Below are 18,285 nucleotides of genomic sequence, written 5' to 3' on the forward strand. Positions count from 1 at the left end.
TGTGACGTGCGAGACGGCGCCGAGGAGCAGACGAAGATGTTGCGGATGGGTCTCGATGCGGCAACGACGGCCGGCGAACCGGTGGAACGTCGAGCTCAGGCTCAGGCTCAGGACACGATGTCCTTACGGCTGAACCCTCGGAAGGCGAAGGCGAAGAGGATCAGGGCATACGTCACCGAGATCGCCGCGCCCTTCACCATGCCGCCCCATTCCAGTTCGGGCTGGAGCGCGTCGGCCCAGGCGAACTGCCAGTGTGCGGGCAGGAATTCGCGCCAGGAACCGAGCGCGGTGACGGCGTCCAGCACATTGCCGACGATGGTCAACCCGACCGCCCCGCCGACCGCGCCGAGCGGGGCGTCGGTCTTCGTCGACAGCCAGAACGCCAGCCCGGCGGTGACCAGTTGGGAGACGAAGACGAACGCGACGACGAGCGCCAGCCGAGGCACGGTGTCCGAGGTCGCGAGCGCCCCGCCGGTGGGGAGTTCGAGCGGCCCCCAGCCGTACGCGGCGGCTCCCGCGGCCAGCGCGACGAGCGGCAGCAGCACCATCGCGGCCAGGCTGAAGCCGAGCGCCACGACGAGCTTGCTCCACAGCAGCCTGGCCCGTGGCACCGGCGCCGCCAGCAGATAGCGCAGCGAGGACCAACTGGCCTCGGAGGCGACGGTGTCCCCGCAGAACAGCGCCACCGGGACGACGAGCAGGAACCCGGCGGACACGAAGAGGCACGTCGCGGCGAAGTTCGCGGCGGACGCGGTCGCGGTGTCCATCAGGGTGAGCCGGTCGCCGCCGCCCCGCGAGGACGGTGTGCCGCCGATCGCGAACGCGGCGATCAGGATGAACGGCAGCGCGGCCAGCACCCCGCCCATGAGCAGCGTGCGGCGCCTGCGCAGCTGGCGTACCGCCTCGACGCGCAGCGGCAGGGTGTGCCGGGCGCGGTAGCCGGGGGCCCCGGCGGCTTCCGTGACATCGACTGCGGCACTCATGCGGAGCCTCCGGAGATCAGGGTGAGGAACGCGTCCTCCAAGCGGCGGTGCGGCCCGACGCCGGTCAACGGAACGTCCAGCCGGACGAGTTCGGTGATCAGCTCGGGCGAGGTGACGCCGTCGAGCCGGACGAGCAGGCCGCGGCCGTCGTCCGTACGGGCCGCCGAGCCGATCCCCGGCAGCGCGGCGATCTTCTCCACGAGGGGTTCGGTCAGTTCGCGCGCGCTGGTGACGAGCAGCATGTCGCCGGAGCCGGTGATCTCGGCGACCGGGCCGGCCTGGACGAGTCGGCCGCGGTCCATGACCACGAGGTGAGTGCAGGACTGTTCGACCTCGGACAGGAGGTGGCTGGAGACGATGACGGTCCGGCCGCCGGCCGCGTACCGGATCATCACGTCGCGCATCTCGCGGATCTGGGGCGGGTCGAGTCCGTTGGTCGGTTCGTCGAGGATGAGCAGGTCCGGCATGCCGAGCATGGCCTGGGCGATGGCGAGCCGTTGCCGCATGCCCTGCGAGTACGTGCGCACGGCGCGGGCCAGCGCCTCACCGAGTCCGGCGATCTCCAGGGCCTCCTCGATGTGGGCGTCCTCGGCTGGCCGTCCGGTGGCCTGCCAGTACAGCTCCAGGTTGGCGCGCCCGGAAAGGTGCGGCAGGAAGCCCGCCCCTTCGACGAACGAGCCGACGCGGGACAGCACGGGCGCGCCCGGCCGGACGGCCTGTCCGAAGACGCGGATCTCGCCGTCGTCGGGCGTGATGAGGCCCATCAGCATGCGCAGGGTCGTGGTCTTGCCCGCGCCGTTGGGGCCGAGGAGCCCGAGCACCTGCCCCTTCTCGACCCGGAAGGACAGTTCCCTGACGGCGTATCTGTCGGTGGACCTGGCGTACTTCTTCGACAGGCCGGTGATCTGGAGGGGCACCTCGGCGAGCGCCGGATCGGGTGCGGGGGTCGCGGTGCGGCGGGCGGTGAGCAGCAGCGCGGCGGCGATCAGTACGGCGGCGGCCGGGAGCCCCCAGGTCCACCAGGGCAGGGTGGCCGGTGCGGTCTTCAGGGCGGGTGCGGTGGGGACGGTCAGCGGGCCGGTGGGGGTCACGGTGTACGTGGTCGGCTCGGCCGGTGAGGCGTAGCCGAGGTCGGTGGCGGAGAGGACCAGGCGGAGTCGGTGTCCGGCGTCGAACCGGTGGTCGACGGCGGGGAGGGCCAGGGTCACGGCCTTGCCCTGCCGGGCCTGCGGGATCCGGAAGGGTGCGACGAGCTGGGAGGGCAGCACCTGCTGCTTGCCGTCCGGCGACACGTCGTACACCTTGCCGAACAGCACGGCGTCGCCCCGTTCCGCCGCCACCTCGACCCGTACGGTCGGCGAGCCGGTGACGCGCAGAGGCGTGTCCAGCGGCGCCGAGTCGAAGCGGGCGTACTGCCCGGGGAAGTCGAGCGAGAGGCCGACGCCGAGGGACGACAGTTGGGAGAGCCCGCCGCCGACGCCGGGGACGGCCGAGATGGCGGGCGGGTTGGCCCCGGCGGGGTTACGGAACGTCTGCGTCCGCCGCCCCAGGCCGATCGGCTCTCCCCCGCTGTCCAGCCCCGGGTACGTGGCGCTGCTCGCCCCGCGGGTGAGGGCGGCGCCGTCGGTGGAGTCGATGCCTCCGGTCCGGGTGACGCGGAACGCGGGTCCGGTGTCGGTGCCTTTGTCGCCCTTGAGATACCGGTCGAACCAGGCGCCGATGCGCCGGCGTACCCGGTCGGTCTCCAGGTCGCCGCCGTCGTGCCCGCCGGCGATCCAGTCGACGGCCACCGGTGCGCCGTTGCCGCTGATCGCCCCGGCCATGGCGTCGGCCTGGTCGAGCGGGAAGAGGGAGTCGGACTGGCCCTGCACGATGAGCGCGGGCACCTTGATGCGGTCGGCGACGGCGCTCGGGGAACGCTCGGTCAGCAGCGCACGCGCGGCGGCGTCCGGCTTTCCGCTGACGGCGACCCGTTCGTACATGTCGCAGAGCCGCTTCTCGAACTTCTGGCAGCCGCCGCCGGTGGTGACGAGGATTCCGGCCCAGAGCTTCTTGAAGACACCGTCGGGGAACAGGGCGTCGGCGAGGTTCCAGTAGGTGATCTGCGGTGCGATGGCGTCGACGCGCTTGTCGTACCCGGCGGCGAGGAGTGAGACGGCTCCGCCGTAGGAGGCTCCGGTGACCCCGACCCGGGGGTCGCCCTTGGCGTCGAGCTCCACCTCGGGCCGGTCGGCGAGCCAGTCGATCAGCCGGGACACGTCCTCGACCTCGCGGTCGGGGGCGTTGAGCGAGATCTCCCCGCCCGACTTCCCGAACCCGCGGGCGGACCAGGTCAGTACGGCGTATCCGGCGGCGGCCAACTGCTCTGCCTGCGCCCGCACATCGTTTTTGCTTCCGCCGAATCCGTGCCCGATCAGCACGGCCGGCCGGCGCTGCGTACCGCCGGTGGTGAAGTACGAGGTGTCGAGGGACACGCCGTCGATCCGCATCATCCGGTCCTGGCGGTGCACGGCGGGCCCGCCGTCGTCGGCCGCGGCGGTCCAGGTACCCGCACCGGCCAGCACGGCGAGCGCCGCGAGGCCCGCGACCCACCGGCCGCGGCTACGGGGCATACGGGGCATACGGGGCAGCAGCCGCCGCCACCGGGACGTACGCGCATCAGGGGTCTCCATGGTCCCCGACCCTAAGCGGACCACCGCGGCGTACGGGCAGCCGCCGGGGGGAACTCTCCGGCCTCCTTTCGGCGTACGGCACTCACCCGCCGTACTCCGTATGCGGTATGCCGAGGAGTCCGGGCCGGGCCCGCCGGGGTCCGCGCGGGTCACATGGTGTTGATGATGAGGCCGATGTGGGTGAAGTAGTTGAGCCCGCCGAAGAACAGGAACGCCAGTCCGGCCAGGCCCCAGACGACTCCGATGACCGGGCTCAGCCAGCTCCTGGGCCGGCGCAGGGCGAACGGGAACAGGAGCGCGCCGAGGCCCACGAGGACGTACAGCCCGGACATGAAGCTCGCTTCCAGAATCGGCCACTTCGCGAACTCGCCGGAGATGGGTTCCTCGGGCGGCGCCGCGAAGAGCGTGTACTTCCAGCCCGCGGCGGCGATCCCGAAGCAGGCGAGTCCGAGGCCGAAGACGAAGACGGAAATGGGTGCGGCGACGCGGGCCGTGTGAACGATGCGGTCGGCGCTGTTGAGTTCGGCACCGCGTTTCCAGAGGTAGCAGGATGCGGCAAGCAGGAAGACGCCGAAGGCCAGTGCCGGTTCGCCGAAGATGATGTTGTCGAACGGGAAGCCCTGTCCGGCGAGCGGCCAGGTCAGGGTCATGTGGAGACCGGTGGTGACGAGCGTGAAGCCGACGGCACCGAACGCCAGCACCCAGCCTTCGGCGGTGATGGTGCGGTCTGAGGCGAGGAGCAGTCGCCCCAGCGCCACCACGAGCAGCAGCCCGGCTCCGGCGGCCACCGCCATGATCGTGTTGTACGTCGGCATCTTGGCCCAGTCGATTTTCAGGCCGGACGCCGCCAGGAGGATGGCATGGTGAGTCATGCACGGAGCGTAATACCCTATATGCCCATTGTCGGGTAATTAACCCTTTTGCCCGAGTCGGGGCAGTGAGGGGCGGCCGGTTCGGGGCCGAGAGGTCGAGAGGCCGAGGGTGGCCGAGAGGCCGAAGGGACCGAGGGGGCCGAGAGGCCGAAGGGGCCGAAGGGGCCAGGGTCACGTTCCCACGGGATACGGCGTCTCCAGCGGCAGGAGTTCCGCAGCGTCGTCGAGCCGTCCGGCCGACACCAGTTCGTGGATCCGCCGGGCGAGCGGTGTGACGTCACGGATCGAGACCGCCCACTCGTCCGCGTACCGCCGCGCCGCCTCGCCGGAGAGGCCGAGTTGCAGGGAGCGGTAGGTGAGCCGGTTCAGACGGAGGTCACGCTCGGGGTCCCACTGGACGCGGGCCGGGCTCCGGCGCAGGCGCTGCTGCCAGGTGCCGCGGTCGGGGTGAACTCCCCGTACGTAGTGGGAGAGTTCGGAGTTGGCCAGCGCCCAGTCGAAGCCCTCGCGGGCGATCTCGACGGCCAGGACGGTCTCCTGCCCCTCCTTCGTGGCCCAGCCGCACAGGAAGCTCGGCTTGATCCATGTCAAGCATCGTTCGTAGTCCTTTTCTGCTCTGCCACATACCCGCAGGTCGGAGGCGTCGGCTGACGGCAGAGCGAGCGACGTCTTCGTAGATGGCCGATCATCCTGCCCCGGTCCCGTCTGTCTTCCCTGCCCGTGGGTACCGTCGCCTTGACGTCTGTTGCCAGCCGCCGTGTACCTCGCGGTCGGCAGTATTTAAGGGAGTGGGTACGGGCATGCCGTCTGGTGCTGCACGTCGCACGGGAGAGGGATTCACTTCGGCCGGCGCTATGAAGGTCTTGCGTGCGGCGTGCCGACAAGCAGGGCTCGACAGCGATGGGGCGTCTCTGATCCGACTTGGAGAGAACGCGTTGTTCCGGCTGGCGGCCCACCCGATGGTGGTGCGGATCGCACGCTCGACGGAGTATCTGCAGTCGGCACGAGATGAGGTTGAGGTATCACGGTGGCTGTCGCGTGAGCACTTCCCCGTGACGCGTGTGGTCGAGGACCTTGAACAACCCTTGGTCGTCGACGGCCATCCGGTGACGTTCTGGCATCTGATCCAGGAGAGCGATCGGAAGGCGACGTATGGAGAACTGGGCGCTGTCCTCCGCGACCTGCATTCGCTCAGCTTGCCGGACACGCTGTCCCTCCCCCCCTATCCGGTCCTCGATCGGACGGAACGACGGATCAAGGCCGCGGTCGACATACCGCAGGATGACCGCGCGTTCCTGCAGAAGCGGGCACACGAACTTCGGGACAGGATCAGAGACCTTCGGTTCGAGTCTGAGAAAGGGCCCGTGCACGGGGACGCACACGTGCAGAACCTCATGGTGGACCGGAACGGTCAGGTGATCCTGATCGACCTGGAGCGATTCAGCTTCGACTTTCCCGAGTGGGATCTGATGGTCACAGCCACGGAATATCACAGCCTGAGCTGGCAGACCAAGGAGGAGTACGGCGCCTTCGTCAGTGCCTACGGCAAGGACCTCTGCGCCTGGTCCGGCTTCCCCACATTGCGCGCTGTGCAGGAGTTCAACATGACGACCTGGCTGATGCAGAACGTGTCGGAGAGCACCGATACGGCAGCGGAGTACGCCCGTCGAATCTCCTCGCTCCGGAACGACGCCGCGCCCCGCGACTGGAATCCGGGCTGATCTCGGCTACTCGTCGTCCAGCCTGTTCATCGCGTCCTGCACCTGCCCGTTGAACTGCTGAACGACGGGGTTCGTGGCATGGGTGGAAACTTCGCGCTGGAAGTCGCCCACGTACCGCTGGAACCGCGCGGACTGGAGAGCGTCTCCCCCTTCGACGGCGAGTCCCGCCGTCGCCACGGCTTCTTCGACGTCTCCATTGAGTAGCTGGCTCTGGGCGAGGACCATGCGGCAGAACCCAAGCGTGCGGACGTACTTCGGGTCGGTGAGCGCGACGGCGCGTTCAGCGAAGCGGACGGCTTCGGGACCCTGCCCAAGATCGCGGAAGCAGTGGCAGAACTCTCCGATCAGCTCGGCTTCATCCATGTAGGAGAGCCATTCGGGATCGTCGGCGCTGTCAGCCCGCTCAAAGAACCGCTCCGCCTCGTTCATCGCGCAGGCGGCGCCCTTGTGGTCCCGAGCGGAGGAGAGAGCACGCGCTTCGTGCGCGGAGAACAGCGCCATCGCGCGGGGTGTGGAGTGGCCCTTGCCACCCTCGACCGACGCGCAGGCCAGCGTCATAGCCCTGGGCACCTGACCGAGGTAGTTCGCTTGATGGCTCATGTTGGTCAGAATGCGCGCACCCATCATGCGGTCGCCGACCACCTGAGTCAGGCGCAGTGTAGACATCAGATAGCGGCCGGCCAGAGCATGATTGCCACTGTCGTAGGCGCTCCAGGCAAGAAGCTGAGCCATCTCCGATGCCGCCGCGAAAAGAGCTTCCCCCACCTTGGCGGTGTAACTGGCTCCGAGCAGAGGCAGCACATCTTCGCGGAAATAGTGCCGGAAGGCCTTGTGTGCGTGTCCTCCGCCGAATTGGAAGTCGAGTTGCATGAAGAAACCGGCGGCGGTTCGGATCGCGGCCACGTCACGCATGCTGACTCGCCGGGTGACGGCGGCCTCGGTCGGAATACCGTCCGGGCGGGAGACAAGCCAGGCCAGCGCGGCGGCATGGACATCGGCGTCGGGTAACGGGGGTTCAGCCGTCGGGCCGTCTTCCGGACGCTGATGCGTCAGGCTGTCGAGGGTGCCCACTGTCTCGGCCAAAGATCCGGCGTACGACATACCAGTCATGGGAGCGGGGGCCAGCGCTGAACCGGAGAAGCCGAGATCCTTCGGCGTGACCCTCCGCCGTAACTTGTCGCTCAGCGCCTCTGCGACGAAAGCGGCGGTCTGCCGCTGGATTCCGCCGCCGTTCAGCCACCGCTGAACCGCGACGTGCGTCGTCCCCAGGGGTTCGCCGTGCCGTTCGGCAACCTCGCGAACCCGCTTGGCCAGTCCTTTGTTGGAGGCTCCGGCTTCCGCCATGACGGCGGCCAACTGGTGGTTCGGTTCCTTGCTCACGTTCTGCTGGCACCCCCGGCGTCACGTCAAGTACTCATCCTGTCACAGCAGTCTCACCCCCCAGGGGGTTCGCCGTGAACCCCCTCTCACCGGACGTGTGAACCCTCGTGTGTACGTGGACCCCTGGATGAACGCTGCCGCGCCGCCGAAGACGGTCGTTGACTGTCGAGACAAGACACCCCGGCGGTGCGTGACGGCACCCCGGGGCATGGCCCACCTGGTGAAAGCAGGTCGACATGCGGAACCATATCGGCAGGATTTTCGGGTTCCTGCTGAACTTCTTACTGCCCGCCCCCGGCCACCACCGCGCGGCCGAAAAGTGGTCGGTGCATGGCTGTGTGGACACACCAACGATGACCCTGCCGCGCGTACCTGATCCGTACGTCTGGAGCCCGATCCGCGGTGAGGACGTTCGCCTCGTCCGTCCATACATCATCGAGAACGAGCGGCGCATGCGGCCCGGCCCAGACTGTCGTTGCCGCGCGGACGTTGGCTGCACCACTCCCTCGCCGGCGGTGGCGCGGTGACAAGGAACCCTCGTCTTCTACCGTGGCTCGGCCCTGCCGGCCAGCGCTCGTTCCTGGTGACCGACGACGGCAGCCAAAGCCATCTGTCACGCCTCGCGGATCAGATGGAAGAGGTACAGCTCCGGGCTGGTGACATCCTTCTCGGCCACGCCGCCGACATGCTCAAGGACGACAACATCAAGCCCTGGGAACTCCGCTACTTGAGCGCCCGACTGTACGAAGCGCTGGGCGACGCGCTGCGTGTCGCCGAGAGCAGGGGGGACCGACTGACCAGTCCAACGGTCGATGACGACGACTCTGCCGCGCCAGACGATGGCCCGGCGCCAGGCGAGGGGGCATCTGCATGAGGGGGACGACACGCGACGGGCGGGAATGGGAGATCGGACCGGCGACGCGCAGGACCGTAGGCCGGGAACAGGACGGTCGGCTCACAGTGCCGCTCCAGATCACCCACCACGGCGCCCTGGTCACCACCGCCCCGCTACGGCTGACCGTCGCTGATGCGGAACACCTCCACGCCTCGCTCTGCCGCGCATTGGACAAAGAGCCCGCGCCCGCCGACGCACCGGACTGCCGCAAACCGATCCAGTACCCCGGCGGCCGACAACGCTTCTGACCGCTGCTCGGCCTGCGAGGTCACACACAACCGCTGAATGACACCGGACCACCCCTCAAACCCTGGCAGGCGCGGGGTGGTCCGGCTGGGGACCGATCACAAACGATCACGAACCCCGGTGCCGATGGTACCGGGGCCTTCGTCGTGTCCACATACGGCGCGGCCCAGCAACGTCAGTGTTCAGCCAGCCTGCAGGGAAAGGAACTTGAGGGAATGGATGGCAGCGGGGACGGCGCATTCGACTTCCACGAGCTGGACCCTGACGCAGCCTTATGGGTGCGCGGTGTCGACTACCTGGCCGGCTGGCGAGACGCCACCCAGGCAGCGGCAGAACTCGGCAACGCGCTGACAGCGGTCGGCATCGACACGACGGGGAGCAAGCTACGCGCCACGGCCAATACGGACGGCTCGGCGCTGGTTAAAATCGAACTCTCAGCAGCCATCGTGCGGGAGATCGCTACGATCACTCGGAGAGCTGGCGCCCAGGAGCGCAGGGCCGGCTGAGCGTGAGCAGACGCGAGCCACTTGCTCTGGGCGGGCGCTTAGAAGGCGCAGCGTTGGTTCGCCCCCGGTAGGCCTCTGACCTGTGCAGTCGTTCGGCCCGCCGGGTACTCACCGGATAGTCTCGACACGCATTCGACAGGCACCCAAGCCACGTCGGCGCCCTCAGGGCATACGAACGAACCGCGACCGTTCTGTCAGCGGCGCGTGCAACACTGTCTTCCCGATTCATCATTGGGGGATCGATGGACGAGATAAGACGAGTCGTCGCTGGTGCTGAGCATCTTGCACTCAAGCCGCGAGCCTCTCGATGGGCCCATACCGCCCTGTGTGTCCTCGACGCAGTCTTCTCTATCAACGCCCACTACGAGCGGCACACTGTCCCGACCTGCCACCGCTACGCGACCTGGGCAGGTCTCTCGACTCCGCTCTCAGAGGGTGTTAAGTCCCGTTCCTGATGATGTGGTGTCGCTCTTTCGTGGGTGATGGGTCGGTTCCGCCCTCGCTTCATGTCGTGTGCATGATGGGGTCGCGGGCATGGAACGGATGCCGTACGCAACCGACTTGTCCGACGAGCAGTGGGCGTTGATCGAGCCGCTGGTCACCGCGTGGAAGCAGGATCGGGTGTCGCGGTCGGCGACCGGGGACCCGGGCTCCTGCGACCTGCGCGAGGTCGTGAACGCGCTGCTCTACCAGAACCGGACGGGCTGTCAGTGGCGTCTCCTGCCGCACGACCTCCCGGCCTGGTCGGCGGTGTTCTACTACTTCAGCCTGTGGCGCGAGGACGGCCTTGACCAGCGGATCCAGGAGATCCTGCGCTGCCAGGTACGGGAGCGGTCCAGGCGATTAGAGGACCCGTCCCTGGTGATCATCGACACCCAGTCCGTCCGCGTGGCGGCCGGAGTGCCGAAGAAGACGACGGGACTGGACGCGAACAAGAAGACGCCCGGCAGGAAGCGGGGACTCGCCGTCGATGTACTGGGCCTGATCATCGGTGTGGTGATCCTCGCCGCGAGCGCGCACGACAACGAGGCCGGCATCGCCCTGCTGGACCAGGCGGCCGAACGATGCGGGATGCGCCTGGAAAAAGTCCTCGTCGACCAGGGCTTCAAAGACGCCGTGATCATCCACGGGGCGGTGAAGGACATCACCGTCGAGGTGGTCCGCCGCAACCCCGACGACAAGGGCAAAGGCTTCGTCCCGCAACCGAAACGATGGGTGGTCGAGCAGGTCAACGGCACCCTCATGCTGCACCGGCGCCTCGCCCGCGACTACGACCACCGGCCCGACAACGCGGCGTCCCGCGTCTACTGGGCCTCCACCGCCGGCATGCTCCGCCGCCTCACCACCCCTACCCCCACATGGCGTGACAACGTGGAGCTGGCCGCGTGAACGTCTGCGAACTCCTGCGGCTGCTGCAGACCGAACACGATGAGACCGCCGCACGAGCCGACAACCTGCGCGAGCAGATCGAGCGGCTCACCACCGCCCTCGCCGAGACCGAAGCCCGCCTGGCCGAGCTCACCGCCACCCGCAAGGTCATCGACGGCCTCACCCCACCCGACCACGAACCGGCCCCCGCGCAGACCACCACCGCCACCGTCTACCAGCGCATCGTGACCGCGTTCAACGAGCACCCCGGCAAGGTGTTCCGCGTCCACGATCTTCACGAGCACCTCGGCCTGCCCACCGACGAGCCCTCGATCAACGTCACCCGCTCCCGCCTGGGACGACTCGCCCGTCAGGGATTCCTCGAGCAACCCGGACGCGGCCGCTACCAGAAACGGACTTAACGCCCTCTCAGACAGCACACATCTCCCGGTCCTCGACGAGCAGCCGCTCCGGGACTTCGTGACGCACATTCAGACCCACGGCGAGGCGGACTTCTCCTCGCAGGTCTTGCAGAACAAGCAGCGCACACGGGCAAACCAAAGCGCCCCACTGAAAGTGGAGGCTGCCCGCCGGTACGCCGAGATCCTGGTGTCCCACGACATCGCAACCCTTGCCAACGCCAACGCGCTACTCGCCGACTTGGACAAGCTGAAGGTCGTAGAGCAAGCCCTGGCGAGCGTCGCAGGCCACGGCTCCGGTACGCGTCTCGCCTATCTGTGGATGCTCTTGGGAGACGACAGTCGAATCAAGCCGGACCGCATGGTTCGTCGGTGGCTGCAAGCTGTACTGGACAGGACGGTGACCGCGCCCGAAGCGATCCGGCTCGTCACTGAGGCTGCGGCACACATGGGTTGCACACCTTGGGAGCTGGATCACGCGATCTGGGAACACCAACGAAACTCCTGAATGCAGCGCATGCGTGCACGCCGTTGCGAGCTCCACTGGACGGCCATGCGTACGGCTCCGGGTGGCGTAGATCTATGACGCTCGGCTAACCATCTGAACTGCGAGAGGCCGGTATGTGAGTTGATAGGCCATTTGTCGCCACCTGAGCGTGGGGACTGCGGCATCCCAGCCGGTCGGCGGGCTCGGGCGTGCTGGGCTGGACATCGTGAGCGAGCGCAAGCCCTACACGGAGGTAGCAAGCTTCAAGAAGGAGCTCCGCAGGCAGATGTATCGCGGGCGCGCGCGGCGCGCGGGTTGGCGATGGTCGTGATCTGTGACATCGGATGGGCGTGAATCTCTACAACGGGGGCTGGATAGGTGGTCCCTGTTCATCAAGATCGGCGACTCGTGCGGTGTTACGTTCGTCGGGACCTGTGGTTCGTGGGGGCTCACGGCAGGTGCGTCGAAGGCCGAGCGCGCTGCCGAGAGCGAGGCCGCTCCTCCGAGCGCCGAGGAAGGAAGTCGAAGTGAGTTTCGTCGCGAAGTACGACAGCACCTGCGCCCGCTGTAGCGACCCGATCGAGGCTGGCCAAGAGATTCGGACCTACAGCCTCGGGCGGTACGAGCGGTACGAGCACGTTGTCTGCCCGAGGACGGCCGACGTGACATGCAGCATCTGTGGGCAGAAGTGGGTCGAATGCGACTGCCCCTGAAGGAGCAGTCATGAGCCCCCGCATACTGCCGAAGCGAGCTTCGTCGTCAGAATGACGCCTAAGCGTCGTCGGAATTCGCGCCCAGCGCCAGTGGGCGGAGGCGCTTACTGAGAGGGCGGTACGTGAGTTGATGTTCGTTTCGCCCTTTCGGGAGGGGCGAGCGGGCTGACCGCGGCTGGGTGAACAAGCCCTGCTCGGTCTCGACCAGGGGCCGCGGCGAACACCGCCATGATCTGCTGGTAGTCCGGATGGTCCGGCAGCTTCGGGGCCGGTGGCGCGGGCGGCTGCGGATCGGTCAGCTCCACCAGCGTCTTGCGGGTGATCCGGACCTCCTCGGCGGCCCGGCCGAGCTCATCCAGTCGTGCGGTCAGCTGCCCGATCTGCTCCCCCGTCGCCTCGGTCTGCGCGGCGATCTCCCGTTCCCGCTCCTCCAGCCGCGCTAGCACCGCCCCGAGGGTCAGCTCCCAGCTCCCCCGTCGCCGACATGACGCAGCCCGCGCCCACCCAGGGCCGTCACTCGAGCGGCTGGGGAGCGACCGGTATCTGCTCGCTGTAGAGCCAGGTGAAGGTGCGGTCAGGTTCGAGGTGGGCGTCTCCCCAGTGGATGGCGTGGATGCCACTTTCCGGGTCGGCCGTGAAGAACACACAGACGAGCTTCGTGGAGGCTCCAAGTGCCTCGAACGTCTCGTGCAGCTCCTCGTACTCCTCGGTCGTCAGGTCGTCGCCGAGGGGGAACAGTCCTTCTTGAGGCTGCGGACCGTGCCCCAGGAGCATCCGGCGGCGCGTAGGAGAAGCATTCGCAGCCAACCGAGCACGATAAAGCGGCCTCGGACAGTCGGCGTACTTAAAGGGGAAGAGCGCGTGGTCATTGATGACGGCGTACTCATACCCTCGCACGTCCCGCACGGCTTCCTCCAGCTCTCGTGCCGTATCCGCCAGGTTCTCGCGTACCGCCTCCGCCAGGGTGGCGCCGTAGGGACTGCGCTTCTTTAACCGGGCCGTCAGGTGCACGGCATGAGCTCGCGCGTGAGCCCTGGCCAGCTGCGACGGAACTGCGGCGGCGAGCCTGCCGGCGTGCTGCCCGAACCGCTCCATCGCCCAATCCGAAGGCACAACCCGATCGTCACCTAGCGCAGACATGCAGCGTCCCCCTCCCCGATCACCCCGCCTCTCAAATGTTTGACACGTACACGAAGTGCCCACAAGGGAGCGATCCGGCCACACGGGGCGAATGAGGCTCCCACGGGAGCTCTGCAGGACGAGTGACATCCGCCTTGTAAGTTCAACTGGCTGCTCTTTGTCGCTGCCACTTCCCCGTCGGCCCCCGCCACGAGGAGTCACGCACGACTGCTGTCGTCCGGCACCGTTGATGTCAACTTTGGATGTCAGCCTCCTGGTGAGGCCGCCGGCCGGGCACCCGTGTCCTCGCCGCTGTGCTCCAGGACCAGGTAGACGCCCCGCCCTACAGCCCGCTTCTGGCTTCGAGGACAGGTGGGCTATCCGTCAACGAAAAGACACACCTAAACAGGTTCGCCCCCGCGATCGCGGGCGCTGCGGTGCATCTTGCTATCGTCGCCTGTGCGCGGCTACCAGCTCAGCTGCCTGACGCACGCATGCACTCGCATCTGCGTTACTGACTTCGGCGTATTAGGGTCTGTCCGGTCTGTCGAGCGCGAGGCCCGTCCCGGCGAGGAATCCGCCGAGGATGCCGTGCCGGTACTGCAGCGCTTTGAGCCGCCTGCGGAGCAGAGTCTCCAGCTCGCTGAGGGTGCGGGCGGCCAGGTTGGCCAGGCTCCGCTTGATGTGCGCCCACAGGCCCTCGACCGGGTTGAGGTCGGGCGCATACCCGGGCAGCAGGACCACCGTCAGCCAGTCCCGCTCGGCAACGAGTGCCTTCATCGTCTTGGAGATGTGGGTGTTCAGCCGGTCCCACACCACGATCAGCGGGGCCTTGAGCAGTTGGTGGGCGCCATCCAACAGGCGTATGTAGTCCGCCTCGCCCAGCGAGCGACGCTCGCCCTTGCGGCCGGTATGCCGACGCAGCCGGTAGCACAGACGGGCGGGCAGGCCCGGCCGGTAGCACAGCAGACCGGCCACCGAGAGACGTCCCCGGCTACGGCCGGGCACCTTGACCCTCGGGGTGATGCCGCGCCGGCCCCAGGTGCGGCCCTTGGGCGGCCGACCGGTCACGCCCGCTTCGTCCTCGAAGCAGATGAACGCGCCGGTCGCCGCCCGGAGGGTTTACCTCCTGCCAGGTCGCCTCCCGCCATGCGGTGATCGCGTCCTCGTCGCGTTCGGCGGCGGGCCGGGCGGGCATCTGCACGCTGTAGCCCATGCGGTGCAGCAGCCGAGTGACCCCGGAGACGCTGTAGGAGAGGTGGAACTTCCGCCCGATCAGCGTGCGTACCCGCGCGGCGGTCCACACCTGGTCGTCCGCCCAGCCGTGCGCGGCCGGCCCTCATCAAGCCACATCGCGAGCTTGGTCTGCAGGTGTGGGCCGAGCCGACAGTCGTAGCCGCAGGGGCCTCTGGAACGCAGCGCCTCGCGTCCGCCCGTCCTCCAGGTGCGGCGCCACTGGTAGACCGACTTCTCACTCACCCGTAACTCCCGGGCGATGCACGGGACTTCCACGCCCTCATCGAAGAGGTCAACGGCCCGCATCCGTACCTCTTCCCGGCGCCTGCGCTGCTCGGCGGTCAGCCCGCCCCCGTCCGGATACCGCATACCTCCGGCGTACCAGCCCGGACGGACCCCGTCACCCCTCCCGACACAAATCCAGACCCCGAAACGCCGAAATCAGTAACCCAGGAGTCCGGAGAAACCGAAGAAGCCGGAAAAGCCGAAGAAGCCGATGAAGGGGAGCCGTGACGGCTCCCTTTCTTCGGCTTCTCTTCGGTCCCGGCCCGGGACGCCCCTGGCACGGTCATGCGACGTGGATACCCTGCCCCACTCAGTAGGCGGAGTTGACGTTGTCGATGGAACCGTAGCGGTGCGCGGCGTAGTTGGAGGCAGCGGCGATGTTGGCGACGGGGTCGTAGATGTTCTTGGAGGTACCGCTCACGTGGTACGCGTTGAAGGTGGGGTCGATGACCTGGAGCAGCCCCTTGGACGGGATGCCCTTGGCGGCGTTGGAGTCCCAGTTGTTGATGGCGTTCGGGTTGCCCGCGGACTCACGCATCAAGTTGCGGTGGATGCCGTCGTACGTGCCCGGGATGCCCTTGGCACGCATGACCTCCAGCGCCTGCTTGATCCAGACGTCCACGTTGCCGCCGCCAGCCTTGGTGGGGGTGGCTGCCGAAGCGCCCGGGGCGCCGGCGACGGTACCGGCCACGATCGCCGCACCGGCGGCGAGCATGCCCAGCGAAGCCTTCTTGGTGCGGGTCATGCGGGCGAACTTCTTGGGCATCGCGGTGATCTGCATTCGGAAATTCCTCTTCCGTCGGTGGGGTGATGCCAAGAATTGTTATGCAAAGAGGAAATCCAGGTCAATGGTGGCCTTTTACTAAAACGAATCGTATGTGGCGTCGGAAATGATCCAGGAATGCGCCACGACAGCTGGAACGACAGCACCCAACCGCTACTATTCCGCATCATAGTGACGCCCGTCACGTGGCCCACCACACACGGCAAACGCACCAAATCGCCACAAGAGTGGCGCGGGTCACGTGGTCTGCGCCACATAAAGGGCAGGCCATTAACTCACCGTAATGCGAAATAAGCACGCCGCATTTGCTGCGAGCGGTGAATCGCCTGCCCATCGCCGGCCCTGCGTCGGACTCCGTCCGGCGCGCTCGCCGGCCCGACCCTGGCGGCCATGACCTCAGAGGTAATTGAGCGGATGCCGGGCCCCTCCTTACCGTTCGCATGACCAGAACGACCGCATGACAACGACAGGAGGACCCAGTGATGTCGTCCCAGAACGCGAGTACGGTCCCGGCGACGGGCACCGCCCGCTCCGACGGCCTTCTCCGGGCGGCCCTCGTGGCAGATGTGATCCTCACCGGCGCGAACGGCGTCGGCTATCTCGCGCTCGCCACCGTCCTGGACTCGTTCCTCGGCGTGCCGCGCCCCGTCCAGTACGCGGTGGGCGTCTTCCTCACGGTGTACGCGCTATGGGTGCTGGCCGTCTCGCGGCAGGAGAACATCAGCCGCGGCGCGGTCACCGTCGTCATCGCCCTGAACGTGGCCTGGGCCGTGGCCGGTGTCGTGACCGTCGTCCTGGACGCGCTGACCGCCACGACGGTCGGTAACGGCTGGATCGTGTTCCAGGGCCTGGTCGTGGCGGCCATGGGCGCGCTCCAGTACGCGGGGCTGCGGCGCATGTGAGAGCGCACCGCCCCCGGACGGGCGACGGCCCGTACGACAGGGCAACGGCCCGTACGACACGGCAACGCCCCGCACGAACACGGCAACGGCCCGTACGACACGGCAACGCCCCGCACGAACACGGCAACGGCCCGTGCGGACGGGGGATGCGTCCGTACGGGCCGTCGGCCGGGATGAGGGATCAGTGGTTGCGGGGGAAGCCCAGGTCCACGCCCGCCGGGGCGTCGGCCGGGTCCGGCCAGCGGGTGGTGACGACCTTGCCGCGGGTGTAGAAGTGCACGCCGTCGTTGCCGTAGATGTGGTGGTCGCCGAAGAGGGAGTCCTTCCAGCCACCGAAGGAGTGGTAGCCGACCGGCACCGGGATCGGCACGTTGACGCCGACCATGCCGGCCTCGATCTCCAGCTGGAAGCGGCGGGCGGCGCCGCCGTCGCGGGTGAAGATCGCGGTGCCGTTGCCGAACGGCGAGGCGTTCATGAGGGCGACGCCCTCCTCGTACGTCTCGGTGCGCAGGACGCACAGGACCGGGCCGAAGATCTCGTCCTTGTACGCGTCCGAGTCGGTGGACACGTTGTCGAGGAGGGAAAGGCCGATCCAGTGGCCGTCCTCGAAGCCCTCGACGGTGAAGCCGGTGCCGTCCAGGACGACGTCCGCGCCCTGGGCGGCCGCGCCCGTGACGTAGGAGGCGACCTTGTCGCGGTGGGCGGCGGTGATCAGCGGGCCCATCTCGGACGTGGGGTCGTTGCCGGGGCCGATCTTGATCTTCTCGGCGCGCTCCTTGATCTTCGCGACGAGCTCGTCCGCGATGGAGCCGACCGCGATGACCGCGGAGATCGCCATGCAGCGCTCACCGGCGGAGCCGTACGCGGCGGAGACGGCGGCGTCGGCCGCGGCGTCGAGGTCCGCGTCCGGCAGCACCAGCATGTGGTTCTTCGCGCCGCCGAGCGCCTGGACGCGCTTGCCGTTGGCGGAGGCGGTGGCGTGGATGTACCGGGCGATCGGGGTGGAGCCCACGAAGGAGACGGCGGCCACGTCGGGGTGGTTCAGCAGCCCGTCGACGGCGACCTTGTCGCCGTGCAGGACGTTCAGCACGCCGTCCGGCAGACCGGCCTCGGAGGCCAGCTCGGCCAGCAGGATGGCGGCCGACGGGTCCTTCTCGCTGGGCTTGAGCACAAAGGTGTTTCCGCAGGCGATGGCCAGCGGGAACATCCACATCGGGACCATGGCCGGGAAGTTGAACGGGGTGATCCCGGCGACGACACCGAGCGACTGGCGGATCGAGGAGACGTCGACCCGGCTGGAGACCTGGGTGGACAGCTCGCCCTTCAGCTGGGTCGTGATGCCGCAGGCCAGCTCGACGATCTCCAGACCGCGGGCGACCTCGCCCAGCGCGTCCGAGTGCACCTTGCCGTGCTCGGCGGTGATCAGCGCGGCGATCTCGTCGCGGTGGGCGTCGAGCAGCGCGCGGTAGCGGAAGAGGACCGCGGTGCGGGCGGCCAGCGAGGACGTGCCCCAGGTCGCGTAGGCGTCCTTGGCGGCGGCCACCGCGGCGTCGACCTCTTCGAGGGAGGCGAGCGCGACCTGGGTGGTGACGGCGCCGGTGGCCGGGTCGGTGACCGGGCCGTAGTTGCCCGACGCGCCCTCGACGGTCTTGCCACCGATCCAGTGGTTGACGGTCTTCATGACAGAACTCCTTCAG

20 protein-coding genes are annotated in these 18,285 nt (G+C 68.0%); 8 read left to right on the top strand and 12 right to left on the bottom strand.

Going from position 1 to position 18,285, the window contains the following annotated elements; all coding sequences use genetic code 11:
* Nucleotides 1–107 precede the first annotated feature (107 nt).
* The 4 genes from OH735_RS12510 to OH735_RS12525 all read right to left on the bottom strand — a co-directional run bounded on the left by OH735_RS12510 (nt 108) and on the right by OH735_RS12525 (nt 5,304).
* The gene (locus tag OH735_RS12510) at nt 108–983 is read right to left on the bottom strand and encodes an ABC transporter permease (protein ID WP_406381503.1); all 876 of its coding nucleotides are present in this window, start codon (nt 981–983) and stop codon (nt 108–110) included.
* Nucleotides 980–3,655, bottom strand: coding sequence for an alpha/beta fold hydrolase (locus tag OH735_RS12515; protein WP_406381504.1), 2,676 nt, complete (start codon nt 3,653–3,655; stop codon nt 980–982). Before OH735_RS12515 ends, OH735_RS12510 begins: the two co-directional genes overlap by 4 nt.
* 149 nt (nt 3,656–3,804) lie before the next feature.
* Nucleotides 3,805–4,527, bottom strand: coding sequence for a DUF981 family protein (locus tag OH735_RS12520; RefSeq protein ID WP_406381505.1), 723 nt, complete (start codon nt 4,525–4,527; stop codon nt 3,805–3,807).
* 171 nt (nt 4,528–4,698) lie between these two features.
* Nucleotides 4,699–5,304, bottom strand: a complete 606-nt coding sequence (locus OH735_RS12525; RefSeq protein ID WP_406386538.1) for a DUF4291 domain-containing protein — start codon at nt 5,302–5,304, stop codon at nt 4,699–4,701.
* Between the two features lie 77 nt (nt 5,305–5,381).
* Between OH735_RS12525 and OH735_RS12530 the strand changes: the two genes are divergently transcribed.
* Nucleotides 5,382–6,248 (top strand): aminoglycoside phosphotransferase family protein, encoded by an 867-nt coding sequence (locus OH735_RS12530; RefSeq protein ID WP_406381506.1) that lies wholly within the window; start codon nt 5,382–5,384, stop codon nt 6,246–6,248.
* A gap of 6 nt (nt 6,249–6,254) precedes the next feature.
* Here OH735_RS12530 and OH735_RS12535 read toward each other — a convergent pair whose 3' ends face one another.
* On the bottom strand, nt 6,255–7,628 hold the full coding sequence (locus OH735_RS12535; protein WP_406381507.1) for a sporulation protein: 1,374 nt from the start codon (nt 7,626–7,628) through the stop codon (nt 6,255–6,257).
* Between the two features lie 583 nt (nt 7,629–8,211).
* On the opposite strand from OH735_RS12535, the gene OH735_RS12540 reads away from it, so the two are divergent.
* From OH735_RS12540 to OH735_RS12565, 6 genes are all read left to right on the top strand, one after another.
* Nucleotides 8,212–8,502, top strand: coding sequence for a hypothetical protein (locus OH735_RS12540; protein ID WP_406381509.1), 291 nt, complete (start codon nt 8,212–8,214; stop codon nt 8,500–8,502).
* Complete coding sequence (locus tag OH735_RS12545) at nt 8,499–8,771, top strand: hypothetical protein (RefSeq protein WP_406381510.1); 273 nt, start codon at nt 8,499–8,501, stop codon at nt 8,769–8,771. The genes OH735_RS12540 and OH735_RS12545 overlap by 4 nt, the downstream gene beginning before the upstream one ends.
* A 213-nt stretch (nt 8,772–8,984) precedes the next feature.
* The gene (locus tag OH735_RS12550; protein ID WP_406381512.1) at nt 8,985–9,275 is read left to right on the top strand and encodes a hypothetical protein; all 291 of its coding nucleotides are present in this window, start codon (nt 8,985–8,987) and stop codon (nt 9,273–9,275) included.
* Nucleotides 9,276–9,809: 534 nt separating this feature from the next.
* The gene (locus tag OH735_RS12555; protein ID WP_406381513.1) at nt 9,810–10,664 is read left to right on the top strand and encodes an IS5 family transposase; all 855 of its coding nucleotides are present in this window, start codon (nt 9,810–9,812) and stop codon (nt 10,662–10,664) included.
* On the top strand, nt 10,661–11,065 hold the full coding sequence (locus tag OH735_RS12560) for a hypothetical protein (RefSeq protein WP_266910966.1): 405 nt from the start codon (nt 10,661–10,663) through the stop codon (nt 11,063–11,065). The genes OH735_RS12555 and OH735_RS12560 overlap by 4 nt, the downstream gene beginning before the upstream one ends.
* 58 nt (nt 11,066–11,123) lie before the next feature.
* Nucleotides 11,124–11,570 carry a hypothetical protein gene (locus OH735_RS12565; RefSeq protein ID WP_406381514.1) on the top strand — a complete coding sequence of 149 codons (447 nt, stop codon included), beginning with the start codon at nt 11,124–11,126 and terminating at the stop codon, nt 11,568–11,570.
* Between the two features lie 796 nt (nt 11,571–12,366).
* Here the strand turns inward: OH735_RS12565 and OH735_RS12570 are convergent.
* The 6 genes from OH735_RS12570 to OH735_RS12595 form a co-directional block, all read right to left on the bottom strand.
* Nucleotides 12,367–12,708, bottom strand: a complete 342-nt coding sequence (locus OH735_RS12570) for a hypothetical protein (RefSeq protein WP_406381516.1) — start codon at nt 12,706–12,708, stop codon at nt 12,367–12,369.
* A 67-nt stretch (nt 12,709–12,775) separates the two neighbouring features.
* Nucleotides 12,776–13,069 carry a hypothetical protein gene (locus OH735_RS12575; RefSeq protein WP_406381517.1) on the bottom strand — a complete coding sequence of 98 codons (294 nt, stop codon included), beginning with the start codon at nt 13,067–13,069 and terminating at the stop codon, nt 12,776–12,778.
* Between the two features lie 840 nt (nt 13,070–13,909).
* Nucleotides 13,910–14,452 (bottom strand): transposase, encoded by a 543-nt coding sequence (locus OH735_RS12580; RefSeq protein WP_406381518.1) that lies wholly within the window; start codon nt 14,450–14,452, stop codon nt 13,910–13,912.
* Nucleotides 14,376–14,687: a winged helix-turn-helix domain-containing protein gene (locus OH735_RS12585; RefSeq protein ID WP_406381519.1), complete on the bottom strand. Its 312-nt coding sequence runs from the start codon at nt 14,685–14,687 to the stop codon at nt 14,376–14,378. The genes OH735_RS12580 and OH735_RS12585 overlap by 77 nt, the downstream gene beginning before the upstream one ends.
* Entirely contained in the window at nt 14,657–14,986 is a 330-nt protein-coding gene (locus OH735_RS12590) for a helix-turn-helix domain-containing protein (RefSeq protein ID WP_406381521.1), read from the bottom strand. Before OH735_RS12590 ends, OH735_RS12585 begins: the two co-directional genes overlap by 31 nt.
* A gap of 226 nt (nt 14,987–15,212) precedes the next feature.
* Nucleotides 15,213–15,683: a transglycosylase SLT domain-containing protein gene (locus OH735_RS12595; protein WP_406381522.1), complete on the bottom strand. Its 471-nt coding sequence runs from the start codon at nt 15,681–15,683 to the stop codon at nt 15,213–15,215.
* A gap of 485 nt (nt 15,684–16,168) precedes the next feature.
* Here OH735_RS12595 and OH735_RS12600 point away from each other — a divergent pair, with 485 nt between their 5' ends.
* Nucleotides 16,169–16,588, top strand: a complete 420-nt coding sequence (locus tag OH735_RS12600) for a hypothetical protein (protein WP_406381523.1) — start codon at nt 16,169–16,171, stop codon at nt 16,586–16,588.
* Between the two features lie 181 nt (nt 16,589–16,769).
* Here OH735_RS12600 and OH735_RS12605 read toward each other — a convergent pair whose 3' ends face one another.
* The gene (locus OH735_RS12605) at nt 16,770–18,269 is read right to left on the bottom strand and encodes a CoA-acylating methylmalonate-semialdehyde dehydrogenase (RefSeq protein WP_406381525.1); all 1,500 of its coding nucleotides are present in this window, start codon (nt 18,267–18,269) and stop codon (nt 16,770–16,772) included.
* Nucleotides 18,270–18,285 lie beyond the last annotated feature (16 nt).

It is taken from the genome of Streptomyces sp. NBC_01618, from assembly GCF_045209435.1.
Classification (GTDB): domain Bacteria; phylum Actinomycetota; class Actinomycetes; order Streptomycetales; family Streptomycetaceae; genus Streptomyces.

Excerpts from the sequence above, each read along its gene's own strand:
- OH735_RS12510 (WP_406381503.1), bottom strand. The coding sequence starts at position 983 with ATGAGTGCCGCAGTCGATGTCACGGAAGCCGCCGGGGCCCCCGGCTAC.
- OH735_RS12530 (WP_406381506.1), top strand. The coding sequence starts at position 5,382 with ATGAAGGTCTTGCGTGCGGCGTGCCGACAAGCAGGGCTCGACAGCGAT.
- OH735_RS12605 (WP_406381525.1), bottom strand. The coding sequence starts at position 18,269 with ATGAAGACCGTCAACCACTGGATCGGTGGCAAGACCGTCGAGGGCGCG.
- OH735_RS12550 (WP_406381512.1), top strand. The coding sequence starts at position 8,985 with ATGGATGGCAGCGGGGACGGCGCATTCGACTTCCACGAGCTGGACCCT.
- OH735_RS12600 (WP_406381523.1), top strand. The coding sequence starts at position 16,169 with ATGTCGTCCCAGAACGCGAGTACGGTCCCGGCGACGGGCACCGCCCGC.
- OH735_RS12520 (WP_406381505.1), bottom strand. The coding sequence starts at position 4,527 with ATGACTCACCATGCCATCCTCCTGGCGGCGTCCGGCCTGAAAATCGAC.
- OH735_RS12545 (WP_406381510.1), top strand. The coding sequence starts at position 8,499 with ATGAGGGGGACGACACGCGACGGGCGGGAATGGGAGATCGGACCGGCG.
- OH735_RS12595 (WP_406381522.1), bottom strand. The coding sequence starts at position 15,683 with ATGCAGATCACCGCGATGCCCAAGAAGTTCGCCCGCATGACCCGCACC.
- OH735_RS12515 (WP_406381504.1), bottom strand. The coding sequence starts at position 3,655 with ATGGAGACCCCTGATGCGCGTACGTCCCGGTGGCGGCGGCTGCTGCCC.
- OH735_RS12555 (WP_406381513.1), top strand. The coding sequence starts at position 9,810 with ATGGAACGGATGCCGTACGCAACCGACTTGTCCGACGAGCAGTGGGCG.
- OH735_RS12590 (WP_406381521.1), bottom strand. The coding sequence starts at position 14,986 with ATGCGGTATCCGGACGGGGGCGGGCTGACCGCCGAGCAGCGCAGGCGC.